15 protein-coding genes are annotated in these 15852 nt (G+C 74.2%); 7 read left to right on the top strand and 8 right to left on the bottom strand.

Annotated features, from left to right (window positions below; translation table 11 throughout):
• Positions 1 to 78: 78 nt before the first annotated feature.
• The 3 genes from CP974_RS03565 to CP974_RS03555 form a co-directional block, all read right to left on the bottom strand.
• Positions 79 to 546, bottom strand: coding sequence for a dihydrofolate reductase family protein (locus tag CP974_RS03565; RefSeq protein ID WP_078915572.1), 468 nt, complete (start codon positions 544 to 546; stop codon positions 79 to 81).
• 224 nt (positions 547 to 770) lie between these two features.
• A complete protein-coding gene (locus CP974_RS03560) occupies positions 771 to 2369 on the bottom strand; it encodes a CocE/NonD family hydrolase (protein WP_031131227.1) in 1599 nt (532 codons plus the stop codon).
• A gap of 215 nt (positions 2370 to 2584) precedes the next feature.
• Complete coding sequence (locus tag CP974_RS03555; RefSeq protein WP_031131229.1) at positions 2585 to 3859, bottom strand: PucR family transcriptional regulator; 1275 nt, start codon at positions 3857 to 3859, stop codon at positions 2585 to 2587.
• 151 nt (positions 3860 to 4010) lie between these two features.
• Here CP974_RS03555 and CP974_RS29425 point away from each other — a divergent pair, with 151 nt between their 5' ends.
• The 3 genes from CP974_RS29425 (at position 4011) to CP974_RS03540 (ending at position 6076) form a co-directional block, all read left to right on the top strand.
• The gene (locus tag CP974_RS29425; protein ID WP_031131231.1) at positions 4011 to 4223 is read left to right on the top strand and encodes a hypothetical protein; all 213 of its coding nucleotides are present in this window, start codon (positions 4011 to 4013) and stop codon (positions 4221 to 4223) included.
• Positions 4224 to 4362: 139 nt separating this feature from the next.
• Positions 4363 to 4509, top strand: a complete 147-nt coding sequence (locus CP974_RS03545; protein ID WP_107067015.1) for an SCO1431 family membrane protein — start codon at positions 4363 to 4365, stop codon at positions 4507 to 4509.
• Positions 4510 to 4903: 394 nt separating this feature from the next.
• Positions 4904 to 6076: an acyl-CoA dehydrogenase family protein gene (locus tag CP974_RS03540; protein ID WP_031131233.1), complete on the top strand. Its 1173-nt coding sequence runs from the start codon at positions 4904 to 4906 to the stop codon at positions 6074 to 6076.
• Positions 6077 to 6342: 266 nt separating this feature from the next.
• Here CP974_RS03540 and CP974_RS03535 read toward each other — a convergent pair whose 3' ends face one another.
• Positions 6343 to 6738: a hypothetical protein gene (locus CP974_RS03535; protein ID WP_031131235.1), complete on the bottom strand. Its 396-nt coding sequence runs from the start codon at positions 6736 to 6738 to the stop codon at positions 6343 to 6345.
• Between the two features lie 203 nt (positions 6739 to 6941).
• Between CP974_RS03535 and CP974_RS03530 the strand changes: the two genes are divergently transcribed.
• The 4 genes from CP974_RS03530 to fxsA all read left to right on the top strand — a co-directional run bounded on the left by CP974_RS03530 (position 6942) and on the right by fxsA (position 11624).
• Positions 6942 to 7382, top strand: coding sequence for an Lrp/AsnC family transcriptional regulator (locus tag CP974_RS03530; RefSeq protein WP_031131237.1), 441 nt, complete (start codon positions 6942 to 6944; stop codon positions 7380 to 7382).
• 382 nt (positions 7383 to 7764) lie between these two features.
• Positions 7765 to 9429, top strand: a complete 1665-nt coding sequence (locus CP974_RS03525) for an amidohydrolase (RefSeq protein WP_031131239.1) — start codon at positions 7765 to 7767, stop codon at positions 9427 to 9429.
• A gap of 625 nt (positions 9430 to 10054) precedes the next feature.
• Positions 10055 to 10858: a polyprenol monophosphomannose synthase gene (locus tag CP974_RS03520; protein ID WP_234327564.1), complete on the top strand. Its 804-nt coding sequence runs from the start codon at positions 10055 to 10057 to the stop codon at positions 10856 to 10858.
• 217 nt (positions 10859 to 11075) lie between these two features.
• Positions 11076 to 11624 (top strand): FxsA family membrane protein, encoded by a 549-nt coding sequence (gene fxsA / locus CP974_RS03515; RefSeq protein WP_031131242.1) that lies wholly within the window; start codon positions 11076 to 11078, stop codon positions 11622 to 11624.
• Positions 11625 to 12040: 416 nt separating this feature from the next.
• On the opposite strand, the gene CP974_RS03510 is transcribed toward fxsA, so the two are convergent.
• The 4 genes from CP974_RS03510 to yczE all read right to left on the bottom strand — a co-directional run bounded on the left by CP974_RS03510 (position 12041) and on the right by yczE (position 15795).
• Positions 12041 to 12415, bottom strand: coding sequence for an RNA polymerase-binding protein RbpA (locus CP974_RS03510; protein ID WP_010468770.1), 375 nt, complete (start codon positions 12413 to 12415; stop codon positions 12041 to 12043).
• Positions 12416 to 12690: 275 nt separating this feature from the next.
• Positions 12691 to 14055, bottom strand: coding sequence for an MFS transporter (locus CP974_RS03505; RefSeq protein WP_031131246.1), 1365 nt, complete (start codon positions 14053 to 14055; stop codon positions 12691 to 12693).
• 40 nt (positions 14056 to 14095) lie between these two features.
• Positions 14096 to 14905: a glycerophosphodiester phosphodiesterase family protein gene (locus CP974_RS03500; protein ID WP_051839356.1), complete on the bottom strand. Its 810-nt coding sequence runs from the start codon at positions 14903 to 14905 to the stop codon at positions 14096 to 14098.
• A gap of 62 nt (positions 14906 to 14967) precedes the next feature.
• Entirely contained in the window at positions 14968 to 15795 is an 828-nt protein-coding gene (gene yczE / locus CP974_RS03495) for a membrane protein YczE (protein ID WP_373276757.1), read from the bottom strand.
• Positions 15796 to 15852: the final 57 nt, after the last annotated feature.

Here is a 15852-nt window from a genome sequence, read left to right as displayed (position 1 = left end):
CTCCCCGCCCGAAGAACTGGCGCCCTGCGATCGACCGACGAGCGTCATGATCCGGTCCGGAAAGCGGCCCGTACCGGATCAGCACACCGATCGGTAGGCCGCGATGATCACGCCGCTGCTGGTGGGCTGGGCGCTGACCGGCTCCAGCTTCTTCAGCCGGGCGTCGTCGGCGAACGGTTTCTTGCGGCCCTCGCTGGCGACGACCGGGTGGATCAGCAGGACCAGCTCGTCCAGCAGGTCCTGTTCAAGCGGGGAACGCACCAGTGTCGGGCTGCCCGCGACGGTGAGGTCCTTGCCCTCGCCCGCCTTGAGCTCCTTGACCGCGGCGGCCGGGTCGCCCTTGAGCAGAGTGCTGTTGGACCAGTCGTCGACGCTGTCCAGGGTCGAGGACACGACGTGCTTCGGCGACTTGTCGATCCACTGGGCGAAGCCGGCGTCCTCGCCGTTCGCCACCGTCGGCCAGTACCCGGCCCCTTCGGTGAACGTCACCCGGCCCAGCAGGATCGTGTCGCATGTCTCCGGCGTGCCGGCCAGCGCCGCGCCCATCTCCTCGACTCGACCGACGCCCAGGCCGGCCCTCGGCCAACGTGACCACGGTGGTCCGCAGCCACAGTGGCGACGGCAGCAAGGCCGTGTCGTACCAGTCGTTCTACGACTCCCCCAACCCGGAGGACGGCCCTTCCCGGGCCGTCGCAGGCGCGCATTCCGGCCACCCGGACCAGGTCCGGCCAGGATGCACGCCTGCAGGCCTCTCAGTCCGGCGACACCGGTCAGCGGAGGGGGACGTTCAGTTCCGCGCCGCCCGCGAAGTCGATCGCCTGGAACGCGGTGTTGTAGTTGTTGTAGAGCGTGTCGACACCGTCGATGACGAGGGCGAGCCGGTTTCCGGCGGGGACGTCGTAGGCGGTGGAGAACATCTCGACGTCGAGGGTGAACGGCTGCCCCGGCGTCTTGCCGTGGAAGCTCACGGGGCCGTGGCTGACCAGCTCGCCGATGCCGAGCCCGTTCACGCTGTAGAGGTAGGCGACCACCGTGCCGTCGGACCGGTTGCTGGTGACGGTCGCGCGCATGGTCGGCGTGCCGCGTACCTTCTGGACGGTGTCATAGCGCTCGGTCTGCCAGACGGCCGCGCTGATGCTGGGCAGCAACGGGATGGACACCGTGGGGGAGACCCGGGCGAACTGGTCCAGCATGCTGGACAGGAAGGAGATGCCGGCGTTCGCGCCGGACTCCAGCTGCGGGAGGATGTCCTCGTCGTCCCTGAACCGGAGGTTCTGCGTGCGGCTTGGGACGGTGGCCCAGCTCGCGTAGCCCTCGTACTCGCCGCCGGAGCGCGACTTGAGCTGGACGGGCTCCTCGGCGTCGATGCCGTTCTGGACGCCCTTGAGATGGTGGTCGAACCAGCGGAAGGTGTTGTTCCAGACGTCGTTGGGCAGCCCGAGCAGGCCGAGGCCCTCCGCGGTGGCGTGGTCGCCGGGGCGCAGCTCCAGGCGCTTGGGGCCGCTCAGCTTCTCGTAGAAGGACGCGTACTGGTTGGGGGCGAAGAACGAGTCGCCCCATGCGTTGGCCAGCATGATCGCGGTGTCGTTGGTGTTGAGCCGGTCCACCTGGTGTACGACGGAACGCTGCTCTGCCCAGGGGATGACCTCGTCGATGCGGTCGGTCTTCCCGCTGAGCATGATCTCCATCTTCTCGGCGGCCTCGGCGCTGGGCCGGCCCGTCGCGTAGCCGAGGCTGGCGAGTATCGCGGTGGCCTGCGTGTGCTGTGTCTCGCCCTTGTACAGGGACTCGACGAGGTCCGCCCAGCCGCTCATCGCGGATACGGCGTCGACGCGGGCGTCCTGGGCGGCCGTGAGCAGGCTGATGCCCGCGCCGTAGGAGACTCCGGCCATGCCGATCAGCTCGGGGTCCGCGGCGGTGTTGGCCAGGGCCCAGTCGATGACCTTGCGGGCGTCGGCGACGTCCTTGGGACCGGCCACCTCGATCTCGCCCTCGGACTGCCAGAAGCCGCGTACGTTGTACGAGACGACGACGTAGCCCTTCTCGGCCAGCTTCGTCGCCTGTGCGATGTACTCGATCTGCGGCATCGCCCAGCTCGTGGGGAGCACGATGACCGGGTAGCCGCGGCTGGTGTCGGTGGGGGCGACGACGTTCGCGGCGAGTGTCACGCCCTCGTAGCCGGCGATGTCGACGAAACGCGTCGTGGTGGGAAGCGTCTGGGAGGCGGTGGCGGCCGTCGGGGCCTCGACGGCCTGCGTGACGGGTGCGAGGCCGATCCCCGTTCCCATCACGATAGCGGCCGTCAGCGCGGTGACGGCGATGCGGGATCTGTGGGGACGGAGAGGGGCGGTGGGGGTGATGCGGCTCATGTGACGCGACTCCTGGACTCGGTGCCGTCGGCAGGTGGGGATCGGCACGCAGCGGAAGTACGCCCGCCGGGCCCGATGCCGACGGGTTCTCGCCTCGTTACCCGCCCGCGAACCGAGGGTTACCGGCAGGTAAGTCGTCGCTCCAGGATGGGGCCGAGTCGGCCGAGATCCGCTTGGTTCCACCGTTGAAAGTTTTCGGGGGAGTTGGTGACAGGTCACAAAGAATCGGGGGCGTCATACGCCGCCATAGCCGCCTGCACCCGTGCCAGATCTGCTGGCCGGGTCGCGTCGAGGCCCGTCAGAGCAGTGATCCGCCGCAGCCGGTAGTCCAGGGTGTTGGGATGGACGCTCAGCCGCTCCGCAGCGCCGCGCCGGTCCATGCCGCTGGACAGATAGGCCCTGAGCGTCGCCAGCAGGTCGGGCTTCCCGGCCAGCGGTGCGAGCAGCGAGGAGAGCTGTGCCAGTGCGGGCCCGGGACGGGTCAGCTGGTACTCCAGCACCACGTCCGTCAGCCGGTACGGTCCCGGTGGGCGGCCCACGGCCTGGGCGACCTTGCGGACGTCGTCGGCCAGCCGTGCCCCGTTGCGCACACCGTCCGGTGCCGCGATCACGATCCCCGCGGTGATCGTCGCACCCGACACCCGCATCATGTGCCCGAGGACGCCGTCCACCCACTCCGCCATGGCCTCCGGTACGTCACCGGCCAACCCGGCCGCGCCCTCGCCGGTCGGCTCGCCCGGAACCGGCAGCAGGGCCAAACCACCGTCCACGGACAGCGCCGACAGCACCACTCCGCTCACGTGCCGCTCCAGCTCCATCCGCAGCCGCCGCAGTTTGCGACGCCCGGCGATCACCGGGTCCACGCCGGGCGTCCGCTCGTCCGGATGCGCGTCGACGGCCAGGCTCAGCACGAGGAACCGCGCCGGCAGAGCGATACCGGCCCGGTCGGCCGCTTCCCGCGCGGGTGAGCCGGCCAGCAGCGCTTCCAGCAGCGCCTGCTGGGCGAAGTGCTCGACACCGAACGCCGCCTGCCGCTCCTGGAAATAACCTCCCACGCCGGCCGCCGTGACGCGCTGCAGGTACTGCATCAGCACCCGGTTCAGCGCGAGGACGTCCTGTACGTCCTGCGGCCTCACCGACGGCGCCAACGTGTCGATCACCACCTGCGCGCCCAGGTGGTAGGCACTGATCACCGAGTCGAGCATCAGCCCCTCCTCGGCACGGTGAGCCGCCGCCTCCCGGATGACGGCGAGCCGCTCACGCCCCGGCAGCTCCCCGGTGCGCAGCACCTCGGCGAAGCCGTGAATGCTTTGGTACGCCACCCTCATGGTCTCGTTGCGCAGCTCCTCCGAAGGCAGCGCGCCGTACGCGGGCAGCTGGCCCACGAGCTCGTCCACCACACGCCTGGCGAGGTCACGGGCGTTTGCCGAGAGCTGCCGGTGCACCGGTACTCCGCCGAAAGAGATGTCCGCGAGGTGAGGATCGGTCACACGACGACTGTCGCAGACGGCGATTGTGGGGTGGCGGATTTGAGGTGATGGTCACAGTGGCGGAGACCAAGGTTCAGCGGTCGGTTGCTCCGGAGACCTCGGTTGGGGCGAGGAGCCGTCGGCGGAAGAGGTCGAGGACCTTGCGGGTGGGTTGGCCGGGTTCGTCGATGAGGTGCTGGGCCAGGACCGGGTGCAAGGGAATCAGGCCGTCCGGGTTTGCCGTGCTGTCGTCGAGTCGCGCACCAAGCGCTACGACGCGAACGGCAAGGTCAGAGGTGGTACGGGCGGTGTCTGCCACCTGTACCGGCCCGGCGGGGCGACCCCCGCCCAGCGCCGCGCCCTCGCGGCCGTCGGCGTCCGCTGACGCGTCCGCACGGCGGGCGCGCCGCGAGCCGGGGCGTGACCAACGTCTCGCCCCACGGGAGGTTTGCCGCTGGCACTGTGGAGGGGCACGGGGACAGCCCCGGCCCCGGCCACAGCCGTACGACGACAGCGAGATGCCCATGACCGCCAACGCCGCCGCCGCTCCGCTCCTCCGCGCCCGTACCGGAGGCCCGAAGGACGACGGACCCGAGCTGCTCGAGCACGTCCTCGGCTGGGTCCTCGTCGTGCTCGTCGCCATGCTCGTCACCCGCGCCGGTCTCCTCTGACCCGCCGCCCGGCCCCGGCGGCCCCGGTGGTCCCGTCCGGCACGCGTGCACCCGCCGGGCACGCGTGGGCCCCGCCGGGCACGCGTGCACGGTGTCCGGCTCGCGTGACCGTCCGGTGCCCGTGGCCACCGTCCGGAGCTGCGTGAGCCCTCCCGCCGCTCTCCGCGCCGGCTCGCTCGCGCGGCCGGCGCGGATGTGAACGAGCGTTATCGAAGGGTGTCTTTCCGCTGGTGACGGGAGGCACCCGATCGGGCATACTCGACCCGCCACAGCCGCTGAACTGCCGTTTCCGTGATCCGGAAGGGCAGCATCGGCGCTGCAGTGAGTTCCGGCGGCGCCGCCCACACCCGTTCGCGCGCCCGCCGCAGCGCCCGACAGGGAGGAGAGCGCCGCAATGCCCGACCGCGCCCCGCAGCCGGTGGACCGCCAGCTGCCCACGGAGGAGTCCAGGGAGCTGATGGCCCTGGTACGCGACATCGCCCAGAGGGAGATCGCCCCCCGTGCGGCCGAGGAGGAGGAAGCCGGGCACTTCCCGCGCGAGGTCTTCTCCCTCCTCTCCGAGGCCGGCCTGCTCGGCCTGCCCTACGACTCCGCCCACGGCGGCGGCGACCAGCCCTACGAGGTGTACCTCCAGGTCCTGGAGGAGCTGGCGGCCGCCCGCCTCACCGTCGGCCTGGGCGCCAGCGTCCACACGCTCGCCTGCCACGGCCTCGCCGGCTTCGGCACGAAGGAGCAGCGGACCGAGCACCTGCCGGCGATGCTCGGCGGCGGCCTCCTCGGCGGCTACTGCCTGTCCGAGCCGGCCTCCGGCTCCGACGCCGCCTCCCTGCGCACCAAGGCCGTCCGCGACGGCGACGACTGGGTCATCACGGGCACCAAGGCGTGGATCACCCACGGCGGCATCGCCGACTTCTACACGGTGATGGCCCGCACCGGCGTCGAGGGCCCGCGCGGCATCACCGCGTTCCTCGTGCCCGGCGACGCCGAGGGGCTCACGGCCGCGGCGCCCGAGAAGAAGATGGGCATGAAGGGCTCACCCACCGCCCAGCTCCACTTCGACGGCGTACGCGTCCCCGACGCCCGCCGCATCGGCGACGAGGGCCAGGGCTTCGCGATCGCCCTGTCGGCGCTGGACGGCGGGCGCCTGGGCATCGCGGCCTGCGCCGTCGGCGTCGCCCAGGCGGCCCTCGACGCGGCCGTCGCGTACGCGGGGGAGCGGCGTCAGTTCGGCCGTCCCATCGCCGACTTCCAGGGTCTGCGCTTCATGCTCGCGGACATGGCCACGCAGATCGAGGCGGGCCGCTCCCTCTACCTGGCGGCGGCCCGGCTGCGCGACGCGGGCCGGCCCTTCTCCCGGCAGGCCGCGATGGCCAAGCTGTTCTGCACGGACGCGGCGATGAGGGTCACCACCGACGCCGTCCAGGTGCTCGGCGGGTACGGCTACACGGCGGACTTCCCCGCCGAGCGCTACATGCGCGAGGCCAAGGTGCTCCAGATCGTCGAGGGCACCAACCAGATCCAGCGCATCGTCATCGCCCGCCACCTCGCGGGCCCCGAGAGCCGCTGACACCGAGAGCCGCCGACGCCGCCGTGAGCCGGTCACCCCGGCCACGGCGGCCCGGCCACGGCGGCCCGGCCACGGCGGCCCGGCCACGGCGGCCTGGCCACGGCGGCCCGGCCACGGCGGCCCGGTCGCAGTGGCCCGACGGCGTGCGGTCCGGCCTGCGCGGCGTACGGCCCGGCCCGCCCGCGGGCCCGGCGGCGACGGCACAGCGAAGCGCCCCGGTCGCGCGCGTGCGCACCGGGGCGGAGGGCCGGCCGGACGGCCGGGTGTCAGGCGGCGCGGCCCAGCCGCGGCGCGGCGTCGCGCAGGCGCGGGAGCCGCACCTTGATCGGACGGGACCCCGGCCCGCCCACGTGCGAGAACGGCTGGGTGCGCCAGTCGATCCCCTGAGGCAGCGTCAGCAGGACGCCCATCTCCCCCTCCTGGGACTCCGGCCCCTCCTCGTCGACCGGGCGGGCGTCGTCCACCGGGCGGCCGGCGCCGGAGCACACCGACAGGACGAACGGGTTCCACGGCGTCGGGCACAGCGCGTGCTCCGGCAGGAACTCCTCGTCCGCGAGCAGGGCGATGGGCTGCGCGCAGTCCGGGCAGACCACCCGGAACATCTCGAACATGTCGTAGGCGTCGGGCTCGTCGGCCTCGACCGATTCAACGGGCTCCCGCATGGAGAATCTCCCCCTCAGGTGGGCCGACCAGGCAATGCGGCCCCGACCACCCCAAGCAATTCCCTGCGAGACCCTCGGATAACCGTCCGGTTCCGAACGACCGCGACCATGGATGTGTGGCCTTGGTCACACCACCCCGGCGGGTGGCCGTCCGCCGGCCGGACGACTGTGCCGGAGGGGTGCCGGGGCAATAGGTTGACCGCATGGAGGAGCTGGATCGTCAGATCGTCGAGTTGCTCGTCAAGGACGGGCGCATGAGCTACACCGACCTGGGCAAGGCCACGGGCCTGTCCACCTCGGCGGTGCATCAGCGTGTCCGCCGCCTCGAACAGCGTGGCGTCATCCGCGGCTACGCCGCCGTCGTCGACCCCGAGGCGGTCGGCCTGCCGCTGACCGCGTTCATCTCGGTGAAACCCTTCGACCCCAGCGCCCCGGACGACATCGCGGACCGCCTCGCCGACATCGCCGAGATCGAGGCGTGCCACAGCGTGGCCGGCGAGGAGAACTACATCCTCAAGGTCAGGGTGGCGACCCCGCTGGAGCTGGAGCACCTCCTCACCAGGATCCGCTCGCAGTCCGGCGTCTCCACCCGCACCACGGTCGTCCTCTCCACCCCGTACGAGTCGAGGCCCCCGCGCGTCTGACCCCGTTCCGCGTCCGTCCCTGTTCGCCTCTGGCCCGTTCCGCCGCGGAGGTCCCGCGTCGGCCCGCGCCCCGCGAAACCGCGGGGCGCGACCCCGTACGGGACCGGCGCCATGCCCCGCCCGCGCGGCTCCAGCCCGGTGACCGGCGTCTCCCCCCCCGCGTCGGCCGACTCGACCGAGCCAGGCCGGGCCGCCGCCCCCATGCCGCATACACCGCGCGTACGCGCCCGCCCACGGACGCGCCCCCGTACGCGCGCCCACGCGCCCACGCGCCCACGCGCGTGCGGGCGTGCGGGCGTGCGCGCGAGCTGCGCGGGCCGGTCGGCAGGGCCCCGCCGCCCCCGGCAGGGTGGGGGCCGCGGTGCTGTCTACGCTGGTCACCATGACCGAGCGCGCACACGACCCCCAGGCCCTCGACCCCGACCGGGCCGGGGAGCCCCCCACCCTGCTGCTGCGCGGCGGGGAGGTCCACAGCCCCGCCGACCCCTTCGCCACCGCGATGGTGGTCGAGCGCGGCCACGTCGCCTGGGTCGGCTCCGAGGGAGCGGCCGACGCCTTCGCCTCCGGTGTCGACGAGGTGGTCGACCTCGAAGGCGCCCTGGTCACCCCGGCGTTCACCGACGCGCATGTGCACACCACCGCGACCGGGCTCGCCCTGACCGGCCTCGACCTGTCCGGCGCCCGCACCCTCGGCGAGGCGCTCGGTCTCGTACGGCGGTTCGCGGCCGCCCGGCCGGGCGACAAGGTCCTGCTGGGGCACGGCTGGGACGCGGCGCGCTGGCCCGAGCGGCGTCCCCCGTCCCGCGCGGAACTGGACGAGGCGACCGGGGGACGCCCCCTGTACCTCCCGCGCGTCGACGTGCACTCCGCCGTCGTCACCACCGCCCTGCTCGACCTCGTGCCCGGCGTCACCGCCCTCGACGGCCACCACCCCGACGCGCCCCTCACCGGTGCGGCCCACCACGCCGTACGGGCCGCCGCGCACGGGGCGATCACGCCCGCCCAGCGCGCCGAGGCGCAGCGCGCCGCGCTGCGGCACGCCGCCTCCCTCGGCATCGGCACGGTCCACGAGTGCGGCGGCCCCGAGATCTCCGACGAGGAGGACTTCACCGCCCTGCTGAGGCTGGCGCGCGAGGAGCCGCTGCCCCGTGTCGTCGGCTACTGGGCGCAGGCCGTCGCCGGCCCCGCGGACGTCCGGCGGATCCGCGAGCTGGGCGCGCACGGCGCCGCAGGCGACCTCTTCGCCGACGGTTCGCTCGGCTCCCACACGGCCTGCCTCCACGAGCCCTACGCCGACGCCGCGCACACGGGCACGGCCCACCTCGACGCGGCCGCCGTCGCCGCCCACGTGGCCGCCTGCACCGAGGCCGGGCTCCAGGCCGGCTTCCACGCCATCGGCGACGCGGCGGTGACCGCCGTCGTGGACGGCGTCCGGGCCGCCGCCGAGAAGACCGGCCTGCACCGCGTCCGCGCCGCCCGGCACCGCGTCGAGCACGCCGAGATGCTCACCCCCGAGACGATCGCCGCCTTCGCCGAACTGGGCCTCACCGCCTCCGTGCAGCCCGCCTTCGACGCCGCCTGGGGCGGTGACGACGGCATGTACGCCGAGCGGCTCGGCGTCGAGCGGGCCCGCACCCTCAATCCGTACGCGGCGCTGCTGCGCGCCGGCGTGCCGCTCGCCTTCGGCTCCGACAGCCCGGTCACCCCCCTCGACCCGTGGGGGACCGTCCGCGCCGCCGCGTTCCACCGGACGCCCGCGCACCGCGTCTCCGTCCGGGCCGCCTTCACCGCCCACACGCGCGGCGGCTGGCGGGCCGTCGGCCGGGACGACGCGGGGGTCCTCGTGCCCGGCGCGCCCGCCGACTACGCCGTCTGGCGCGCCGGCGAGCTGGTCGTCCAGGCTCCCGACGACCGGGTGGCCCGCTGGTCCACCGACCCCCGCTCCGGCACGCCCGGCCTGCCCGACCTCACGCCGGGCGGCCCGCTGCCGGTGTGCCTGCGCACGGTGGTCGGCGGCCGGACGGTGTTCGTACGACCGAACGAGTGAGATGGGCGGGGCGCGGCCGGCGGGCGGCGCGCCGGGCGTTCCGTCACTACCTGCGGATCTTCGTCTCTGACCTGGGCGTTCATCCGAACACCGCAGGTCGCGCGGGTGTTGACAGGCAGCGGTGAGCGGCCGGTAGGTTCGGCGGGTCCACCACGGACGTCCGACCGGCCGAGCAGAGCCTCGACCCGGCCGCGGAGCGCCGCTGGATCGCGGGGTGGTGTGCCGCACCGGCGCACCACCGCAGGGAGCCAGGTTCAGTACCAGCGCCACGCGGCGGGCGGGGCCCCGGCCGGGCGTCCCCCGGCTCGCGGGAGCCGGGGCGGGGTGAGACCCGGTGGGGCCCGGACGTTCAGTAGACAACGGCTCTCGGACGACCCGCAGCCAGCGGGCCCCAAGGTCGGCCCGAAGGACGCCGGGCCCCCGTGCGGGCCGTACGCGCCCCGCCCCCCGCTCCGTCCCGTCCTCCGGGCCCCCGTCCTCCGGGCCCCGTCCCCCCGCGCTCCGACGCGGCCTTCGCCCGTGCGGCCGGCTCGCTATGGTGGGCACTCGCGCTTACACATAAGGGGCAGCAGTGAAAGACGACGGTCAGAGTCAGCGGCGGTACGGACCGCTGGGCAGTGCCTTGGTGATCATTCCGACCTACAACGAGGCGGAGAACATCGGGCCGATCGTCTCCCGGGTACGCAAAGCCGTACCGGACGCGCACATCCTCGTCGCCGACGACAACAGCCCGGACGGCACCGGCGGGATCGCCGACGAGCTGTCCGCCCGCGACCCGCACGTCCACGTGCTGCACCGCAAGGGCAAGGAGGGCCTCGGCGCGGCGTACCTGGCGGGCTTCCGCTGGGGCATGGAGCGCGGCTACGGAGTCCTGGTGGAGATGGACGCCGACGGCTCCCACCGGCCGGAGGAGCTGCCCCGGCTCCTCACCGCGCTGAAGGGCGCCGACCTCGTCCTGGGCTCCCGCTGGATCCCCGGCGGCCGGATCGTGAACTGGCCGAAGTCGCGCGAGTACCTGTCGCGGGGCGCCAGCGTCTACTCGCGGCTGATGCTGGGCGTGCCGATCCGCGACGTCACGGGCGGCTTCCGGGCGTTCCGCGCGGACACGCTGCGGGGCCTGGGGCTGGAGGACGTGGCCTCGCAGGGCTACTGCTTCCAGATCGACCTCGCGCGCCGGGCGGTCGCTGCCGGGTTCCACGTGGTGGAGGTGCCCATCACGTTCGTGGAGCGCGAGCACGGCGACTCCAAGATGAGCCGGGACATCGTCGTCGAGGCGCTGTGGCGGGTCACCTCCTGGGGCGTGACCTCCCGCGCCGGCCGGCTGGCGGGCCGCGAGCCGCTGCCGGGGGGCGGTTCGCCGGCCGACCGCGGTGCGCGGGAGAGCCGGGAGGCCGGCCACGGGGCCCTGGACGGCCGCGAGCGGCGCTGACCCCGCCGTCCGGGCGGACGACCACCCGGGCGCGGGGCCGGCCCCGTGCCCGCCGGGCACGGGCGCGTCCGGGAACGCCGGGCGCGGGTCCGGGCTTCCGGGCGCGGGACCGCCACCCGCGGGCGGGCGCGGTCCTGTGGGGCGGCCGGCGCCCGGGCTCCGGGAAGCGGCGGGACCCTTACGCGGTCTTGTCACGGGCCCAGGCACACTGGGGTGCATGACGACCGGTGCACCGCTGCCTCCGACCCGCGGGCGTTCGCGCGCCCGCACCCTCGTTCCCCTCGGCCTGGCCGCCTGGCTCGTGCTGGAGATCTGGCTGCTGACCCTGGTGGCGGACGCGTCGAGCGCCCTCGTCGTGCTCGCCCTGCTGGTGGGCGGCGGACTCCTCGGCGCGGCCGTGGTGAAGCGGGCGGGGCGCCGGGCCTTCACGACCCTCACGCAGACGCTCCAGCGGCAGCAGGCGGGCGGTGTCCCGGCGGCGCCCGGGAAGGGCGGGGACGGCAACGGCATGCTGATGCTCGGCGGCCTCCTGCTGATGCTGCCGGGCCTCGCCTCCGACGCGCTGGGCCTCCTGCTGCTCCTCCCGCCGGTCCGCACGGCGGCGGCGCGGTACGCGGAGCGGACCCTCGACCGGCGCATGGGCACGCTCCTGCGGCAGGCGCGCGTCCACCGGCCGGACGGCAAGGTCGTCCAGGGCGAGGTCATCCGCGACACCCCCGAGGACCCGGCGGGTCCCCGCGGCCCGCGCCCCCCGCTGACCCCCTGACCCCGCCTCGGCCCGCGTTCGCCGTCGGCCGCCGTCCCGCCCGGAGGCGGCCCCGGGCACGGACAGGGCGCGGCGGGCCGGTGCGTACGCCGTTGCCTCCGACCCGCTCATCCGGGCGGATCCGGCGCGGGACCGCCCTCGGAAGGACGAGTCCACTCGCTTCTTCGGCGAAGCGCTCGACCTCCGAGGGGCCCTCGCCGTGATCGCTTACCGGGGCGGTGTGGAGGACCTGCTTCACCGGACCGGCTCCCGGGCCCCCGCCCCGTCCTGGAGTCCGTCCTCGTCGACACGACGCACGCCCGGCACGGCCATCCCCCCGGGGCGGGCCCCGCATCCGGGCGTGCGAAAGCCGCGGGGCGGGTACGTCGATGCGTACCGCACCCCGCGGCTCTCGCGCGCGGGCCGGTGCTAGACCGTCACGCGGACTTCCTGCTGTCGCGCGGATGCACGGCGATGTTCATGGCGCCGGAGCGCAGGACCGCCAGCCGCTCGGCCAGCACCTCCTCCAGCTCCTCGCGGGTGCGCCGCTCCATCAGCATGTCCCAGTGCGTACGCGCGGGCTTCGCCTTCTTCTCCTCGGGGCCGTCGCCGTCCACCAGGAGCGCCTGGCTCCCGCAGACCTTGCACTCCCACTCCGGCGGGATCTCCGCCTCGACCGAGAAGGGCATCTCGAAGCGATGCCCCTTCTCGCATGCGTACTCCACCGCCTGGCGCGGGGCCAGATCGATGCCGCGGTCGGTCTCGTAGCTCGTCACCACGAGGCGCGTGCCGCGAAGAGCTCGCTCACTCATGAATCGTGCCTCCCGGGCTTGTCGCCCACAGGACAGGTGTCGCTGTCGTCGTCATCCGGTCAACGTCCGGTCGGCGGTGAAGATTCCCGTTGCGGGTCATGCGTCGCCCGTCGTGCCGCCCCTTTTGTACCCACCAGTGCCCGGTTTGTCACATCTGGCAGGAGATGTCACCCAGGGCTGTCGTATACTGCGCACGCAGTAACGGTCCGCCTGGCAGGCCAAAGGCGTACACTACCGCCCTTTCGGTCCGCCGTCTAAACGGGACCGCCATGCGATCAGATCCGCTCGGGCACCGGGTTGCCCGCCGCCGCGACCGCGCGCCGCACCGGCACGCGCGCCAGCAGCACGAACCCGACGGCGAAGAACAGCACCAGCGAGATGATCGCCTCACGGTAGCTGCCGGTCAGCTGGTAGGCGAGTCCGAAGACCAGCGGCCCCAGCCAGCTCAGGCCCCGGTCGCTCATCTCGTACGCCGAGAAGTACTCGGCCTCCTTGCCCCGCGGGACCAGGTGCGAGAAGAGCGAGCGCGACAGCGCCTGGCTCCCGCCCAGGACCAGGCCGATCGCCGCCGCCAGCGCGTAGAACCAGACCGGAGCCCCGGCCGGCAGGAAGTACGCGGCGGCCAGGATCGCCGTCCACACGGCCAGCGACCCGAGGATCGTCCGCTTCGCCCCGTACGAGCGGGCCAGCCGCCCCATCCCCAGCGCCCCCGCCACCGCCAGGACCTGCACCAGCAGCACCGCGGTGATCAGCGTCGTCTGCTCCAGGCCCAGCTCCTCCGAGCCGTACACGGACGCCTGGCTGATCACGGTCTGCACGCCGTCGTTGTAGATCAGGTACGCCAGGAGGAACGCCAGCGTCAGCGGGTGGCGCCGCATGTCCCGCAGCGTCGCCCTGAGCTGCCGCCATCCCGACCCGACCGCGCCCGCCCCGTCCCGCGCGACCCGCCGGTCCCGCAGCCGCCGCAGCGGCACCAGCGTGAAGGCGCCCCACCACAGGCCGGCCGACGCCAGGCAGATCCGCACCGCCTCCGACTCCGTCAGCCCCAGCGACGCGTGCCCCGTGTACAGCGCCAGGTTCAGCAGCAGCACCAGGGCGCCGGAGGCGTAGCCGAAGGCCCAGCCGCGCGACGACACCGCGTCCCGCTCGTCCGGCTCGGCGATCTGCGGCAGGTACGCGTTGTAGAGGGCCATCGACACGGCGAGCGACGCGTTGGCGAGGACCAGCAGCAGCGCGCCCAGCAGGTACCGGTCGCCGTCCAGGAAGAACATGCCCGCCGTCGCGCCCGCCCCGACGTACGCGGCGGCCGCCAGCAGCGGCTTCTTGCGCCCCGTACGGTCGGCGGCCGCCCCCGCCAGCGGCATCACCAGCACCGCGAGGACGATCGACAGGGAGACGGAGTACGCGAAGACCGACCCCGCCCGCACGGGTATGCCCAGCGGGTGCACGAAGCCGTCCGCGTCCGCCGCCGCCTTGGCCACCGACGTCAGGTACGGCCCCAGGAACACCGTCAGGACGCTGGTGGAGTACACCGAGCACGCGAAGTCGTAGAAGTACCAGCCCCGCTGTTCACGCCTGCGGTCGGGCGGCGGTGGCGGCGCGGCGGTGTCCTCGCCGCGGTCGGCGGTCTCGGCGGTCACACGCGCCCCCTCGTTCGTCCCGGCCCCGGCCGGCGCCGGGTCACCCCCACGCCCCCCGGCCCGTGAGCACCGTGCGCAGCGTCTCCAGATGATCGGTCATGATGCCATCGACGCCAAGGTCCAGGAGGGCCTCCATCCGCGCCGGGTCGTTGACCGTCCAGACGTGCACCTGGAGCCCGCGCGCGTGGGCCTCGCGGACGAAGCGCCGGTCCACCACCCGGACGCCCCCCTGCGCCTCGGGCACCTGCGCGGCCACGGCGCCCGCGCGCAGCGCCGCCGGTATCCCGTACGAGCGCAGCCGCAGCCCCACCACGCCGCGCACCCCGAAGGACGTGGCCAGCCGCTCGCCGGCCGCGCGGCGCGCCCTGGCCACCCGGCCCTCGTTGAACGAGCCGACGCACACCCGGTCCCAGGCGTTCGCCCGGCGGACCAGGGACACCAGGGGTTCGAGCGCCGACTCGGCCTTCAGGTCGACGTTCCACCGGGCGTCGGGGAACTCCTCCAGCAGTTCCTCGAAGAGCGGCAGCGGCTCGCGGCCCGCCACCCTTGCCCGCCGCACCGCGCTCCACGGCAGGCGCGCGATGCGCCCGCGCGCGTCGGTCACCCGGTCCAGGGTCGGGTCGTGGAAGGCGACGAGCCTGCCGTCCGCCGTGGTGTGCACGTCGGTCTCGAAGTAGCGGTAGCCGGCGTCCGCGGCCCGCCGGAACGCGGCGGCGGTGTTCTCCAGCCCGTCCGCCGCGCCGCCCCGGTGGGCGAAGGGGATGGGGGAGGGATGGTCCAGGTACGGGTGGCGCGGACGCGGGAGGGGACGGGGGCGGGGGCGCGGGGTGGGGTCCGGAAGGCGGGTCACCGCGGAAGTATCACCCGATCCGGTGACTTCCGGGTGGCGGTGGTGTTGCGGGGGGTCCGGCCCTAGGTGGCGGGGGTGCCGCCGGGCACCGCGTCCGGGAGGGCGCCGCCGGCGGCCGGGGCGGGGGCGGGCCCTGGGGTGGGGGTGGGTTCCGGGGCGGAGGAGGCGTCCGGGGCGGGGGCCGCGTCGGCGGGGGGTTCCCCGGGGATCGCGCACAGCCGCAGTGCCAGCTGGGCGAGCGGTCCGATGGCCAGGGCGTACACGATCGTGCCGATCCCGAGGGAGCCGCCGAGGAGGAAGCCGGTCGCGACGACGACCAGCTCCAGCAGGGTGCGGATCAGGCGGATCGAGCGCCCGGTCACCCGGTGCAGCCCCGTCATGAGGCCGTCGCGCGGACCGGGGCCGAAGCGCGCGGCGATGTAGAGGCCGGTCGCCAGGCCGTTGAGGACGACTCCGGCGATCATGAGGGCGACGCGCGCCGCCGGGTTCCCGGCGTCCGGCACCACGGCGAGGGTGGCGTCCATGGCCGCGCCGATCAGCAGGACGTTCGCGACGGTGCCGAGGCCCGGCTTCTGGCGCAGCGGGATCCACAGCAGCAGGACCACGCCGCCCATGATCGTCACGACGGTGCCGATCGACAGGCCGGTGAGCTTCGACAGGCCCTGGTGGAGGACGTTCCACGGCTCCAGGCCGAGGCCGCTGCGGACCAGCAGCGCCGAACTGGCGCCGTACAGCAGCAGGCCGGCGACGAGCTGGGAGAGCCGGCGCGGTATGCGCCGGGACGCCCGGCCGCGGCGGGGCCGGGACGCCCGGCCCCGGCCGGAGCGGGGAGCCCGCCCGGCGGGAGCGGCGGCCTGGGAGGCGGCGGCCTGGGACGACGATCGGGACAAGGCGACCCCCGGAGTGGTGGTGTGGTGGACTGGCCTGTGACACTCTCTTGGGTGCCA

Origin of the sequence: Streptomyces fradiae ATCC 10745 = DSM 40063 (genome assembly GCF_008704425.1) — a bacterium.
Classification (GTDB): domain Bacteria; phylum Actinomycetota; class Actinomycetes; order Streptomycetales; family Streptomycetaceae; genus Streptomyces; species Streptomyces fradiae.
This window is presented reverse-complemented; position numbering and strand designations above follow the sequence as displayed.

What these genes read in the sequence shown, in the direction of transcription:
- CP974_RS03565 (WP_078915572.1), bottom strand. Translation starts at nt 546, where the DNA reads ATGGGCGCGGCGCTGGCCGGCACGCCGGAGACATGCGACACGATCCTG.
- CP974_RS03560 (WP_031131227.1), bottom strand. Translation starts at nt 2,369, where the DNA reads ATGAGCCGCATCACCCCCACCGCCCCTCTCCGTCCCCACAGATCCCGC.
- CP974_RS03545 (WP_107067015.1), top strand. Translation starts at nt 4,363, where the DNA reads ATGACCGCCAACGCCGCCGCCGCTCCGCTCCTCCGCGCCCGTACCGGA.
- CP974_RS03540 (WP_031131233.1), top strand. Translation starts at nt 4,904, where the DNA reads ATGCCCGACCGCGCCCCGCAGCCGGTGGACCGCCAGCTGCCCACGGAG.
- CP974_RS03535 (WP_031131235.1), bottom strand. Translation starts at nt 6,738, where the DNA reads ATGCGGGAGCCCGTTGAATCGGTCGAGGCCGACGAGCCCGACGCCTAC.
- CP974_RS03530 (WP_031131237.1), top strand. Translation starts at nt 6,942, where the DNA reads ATGGAGGAGCTGGATCGTCAGATCGTCGAGTTGCTCGTCAAGGACGGG.
- CP974_RS03525 (WP_031131239.1), top strand. Translation starts at nt 7,765, where the DNA reads ATGACCGAGCGCGCACACGACCCCCAGGCCCTCGACCCCGACCGGGCC.
- fxsA (WP_031131242.1), top strand. Translation starts at nt 11,076, where the DNA reads ATGACGACCGGTGCACCGCTGCCTCCGACCCGCGGGCGTTCGCGCGCC.
- CP974_RS03510 (WP_010468770.1), bottom strand. Translation starts at nt 12,415, where the DNA reads ATGAGTGAGCGAGCTCTTCGCGGCACGCGCCTCGTGGTGACGAGCTAC.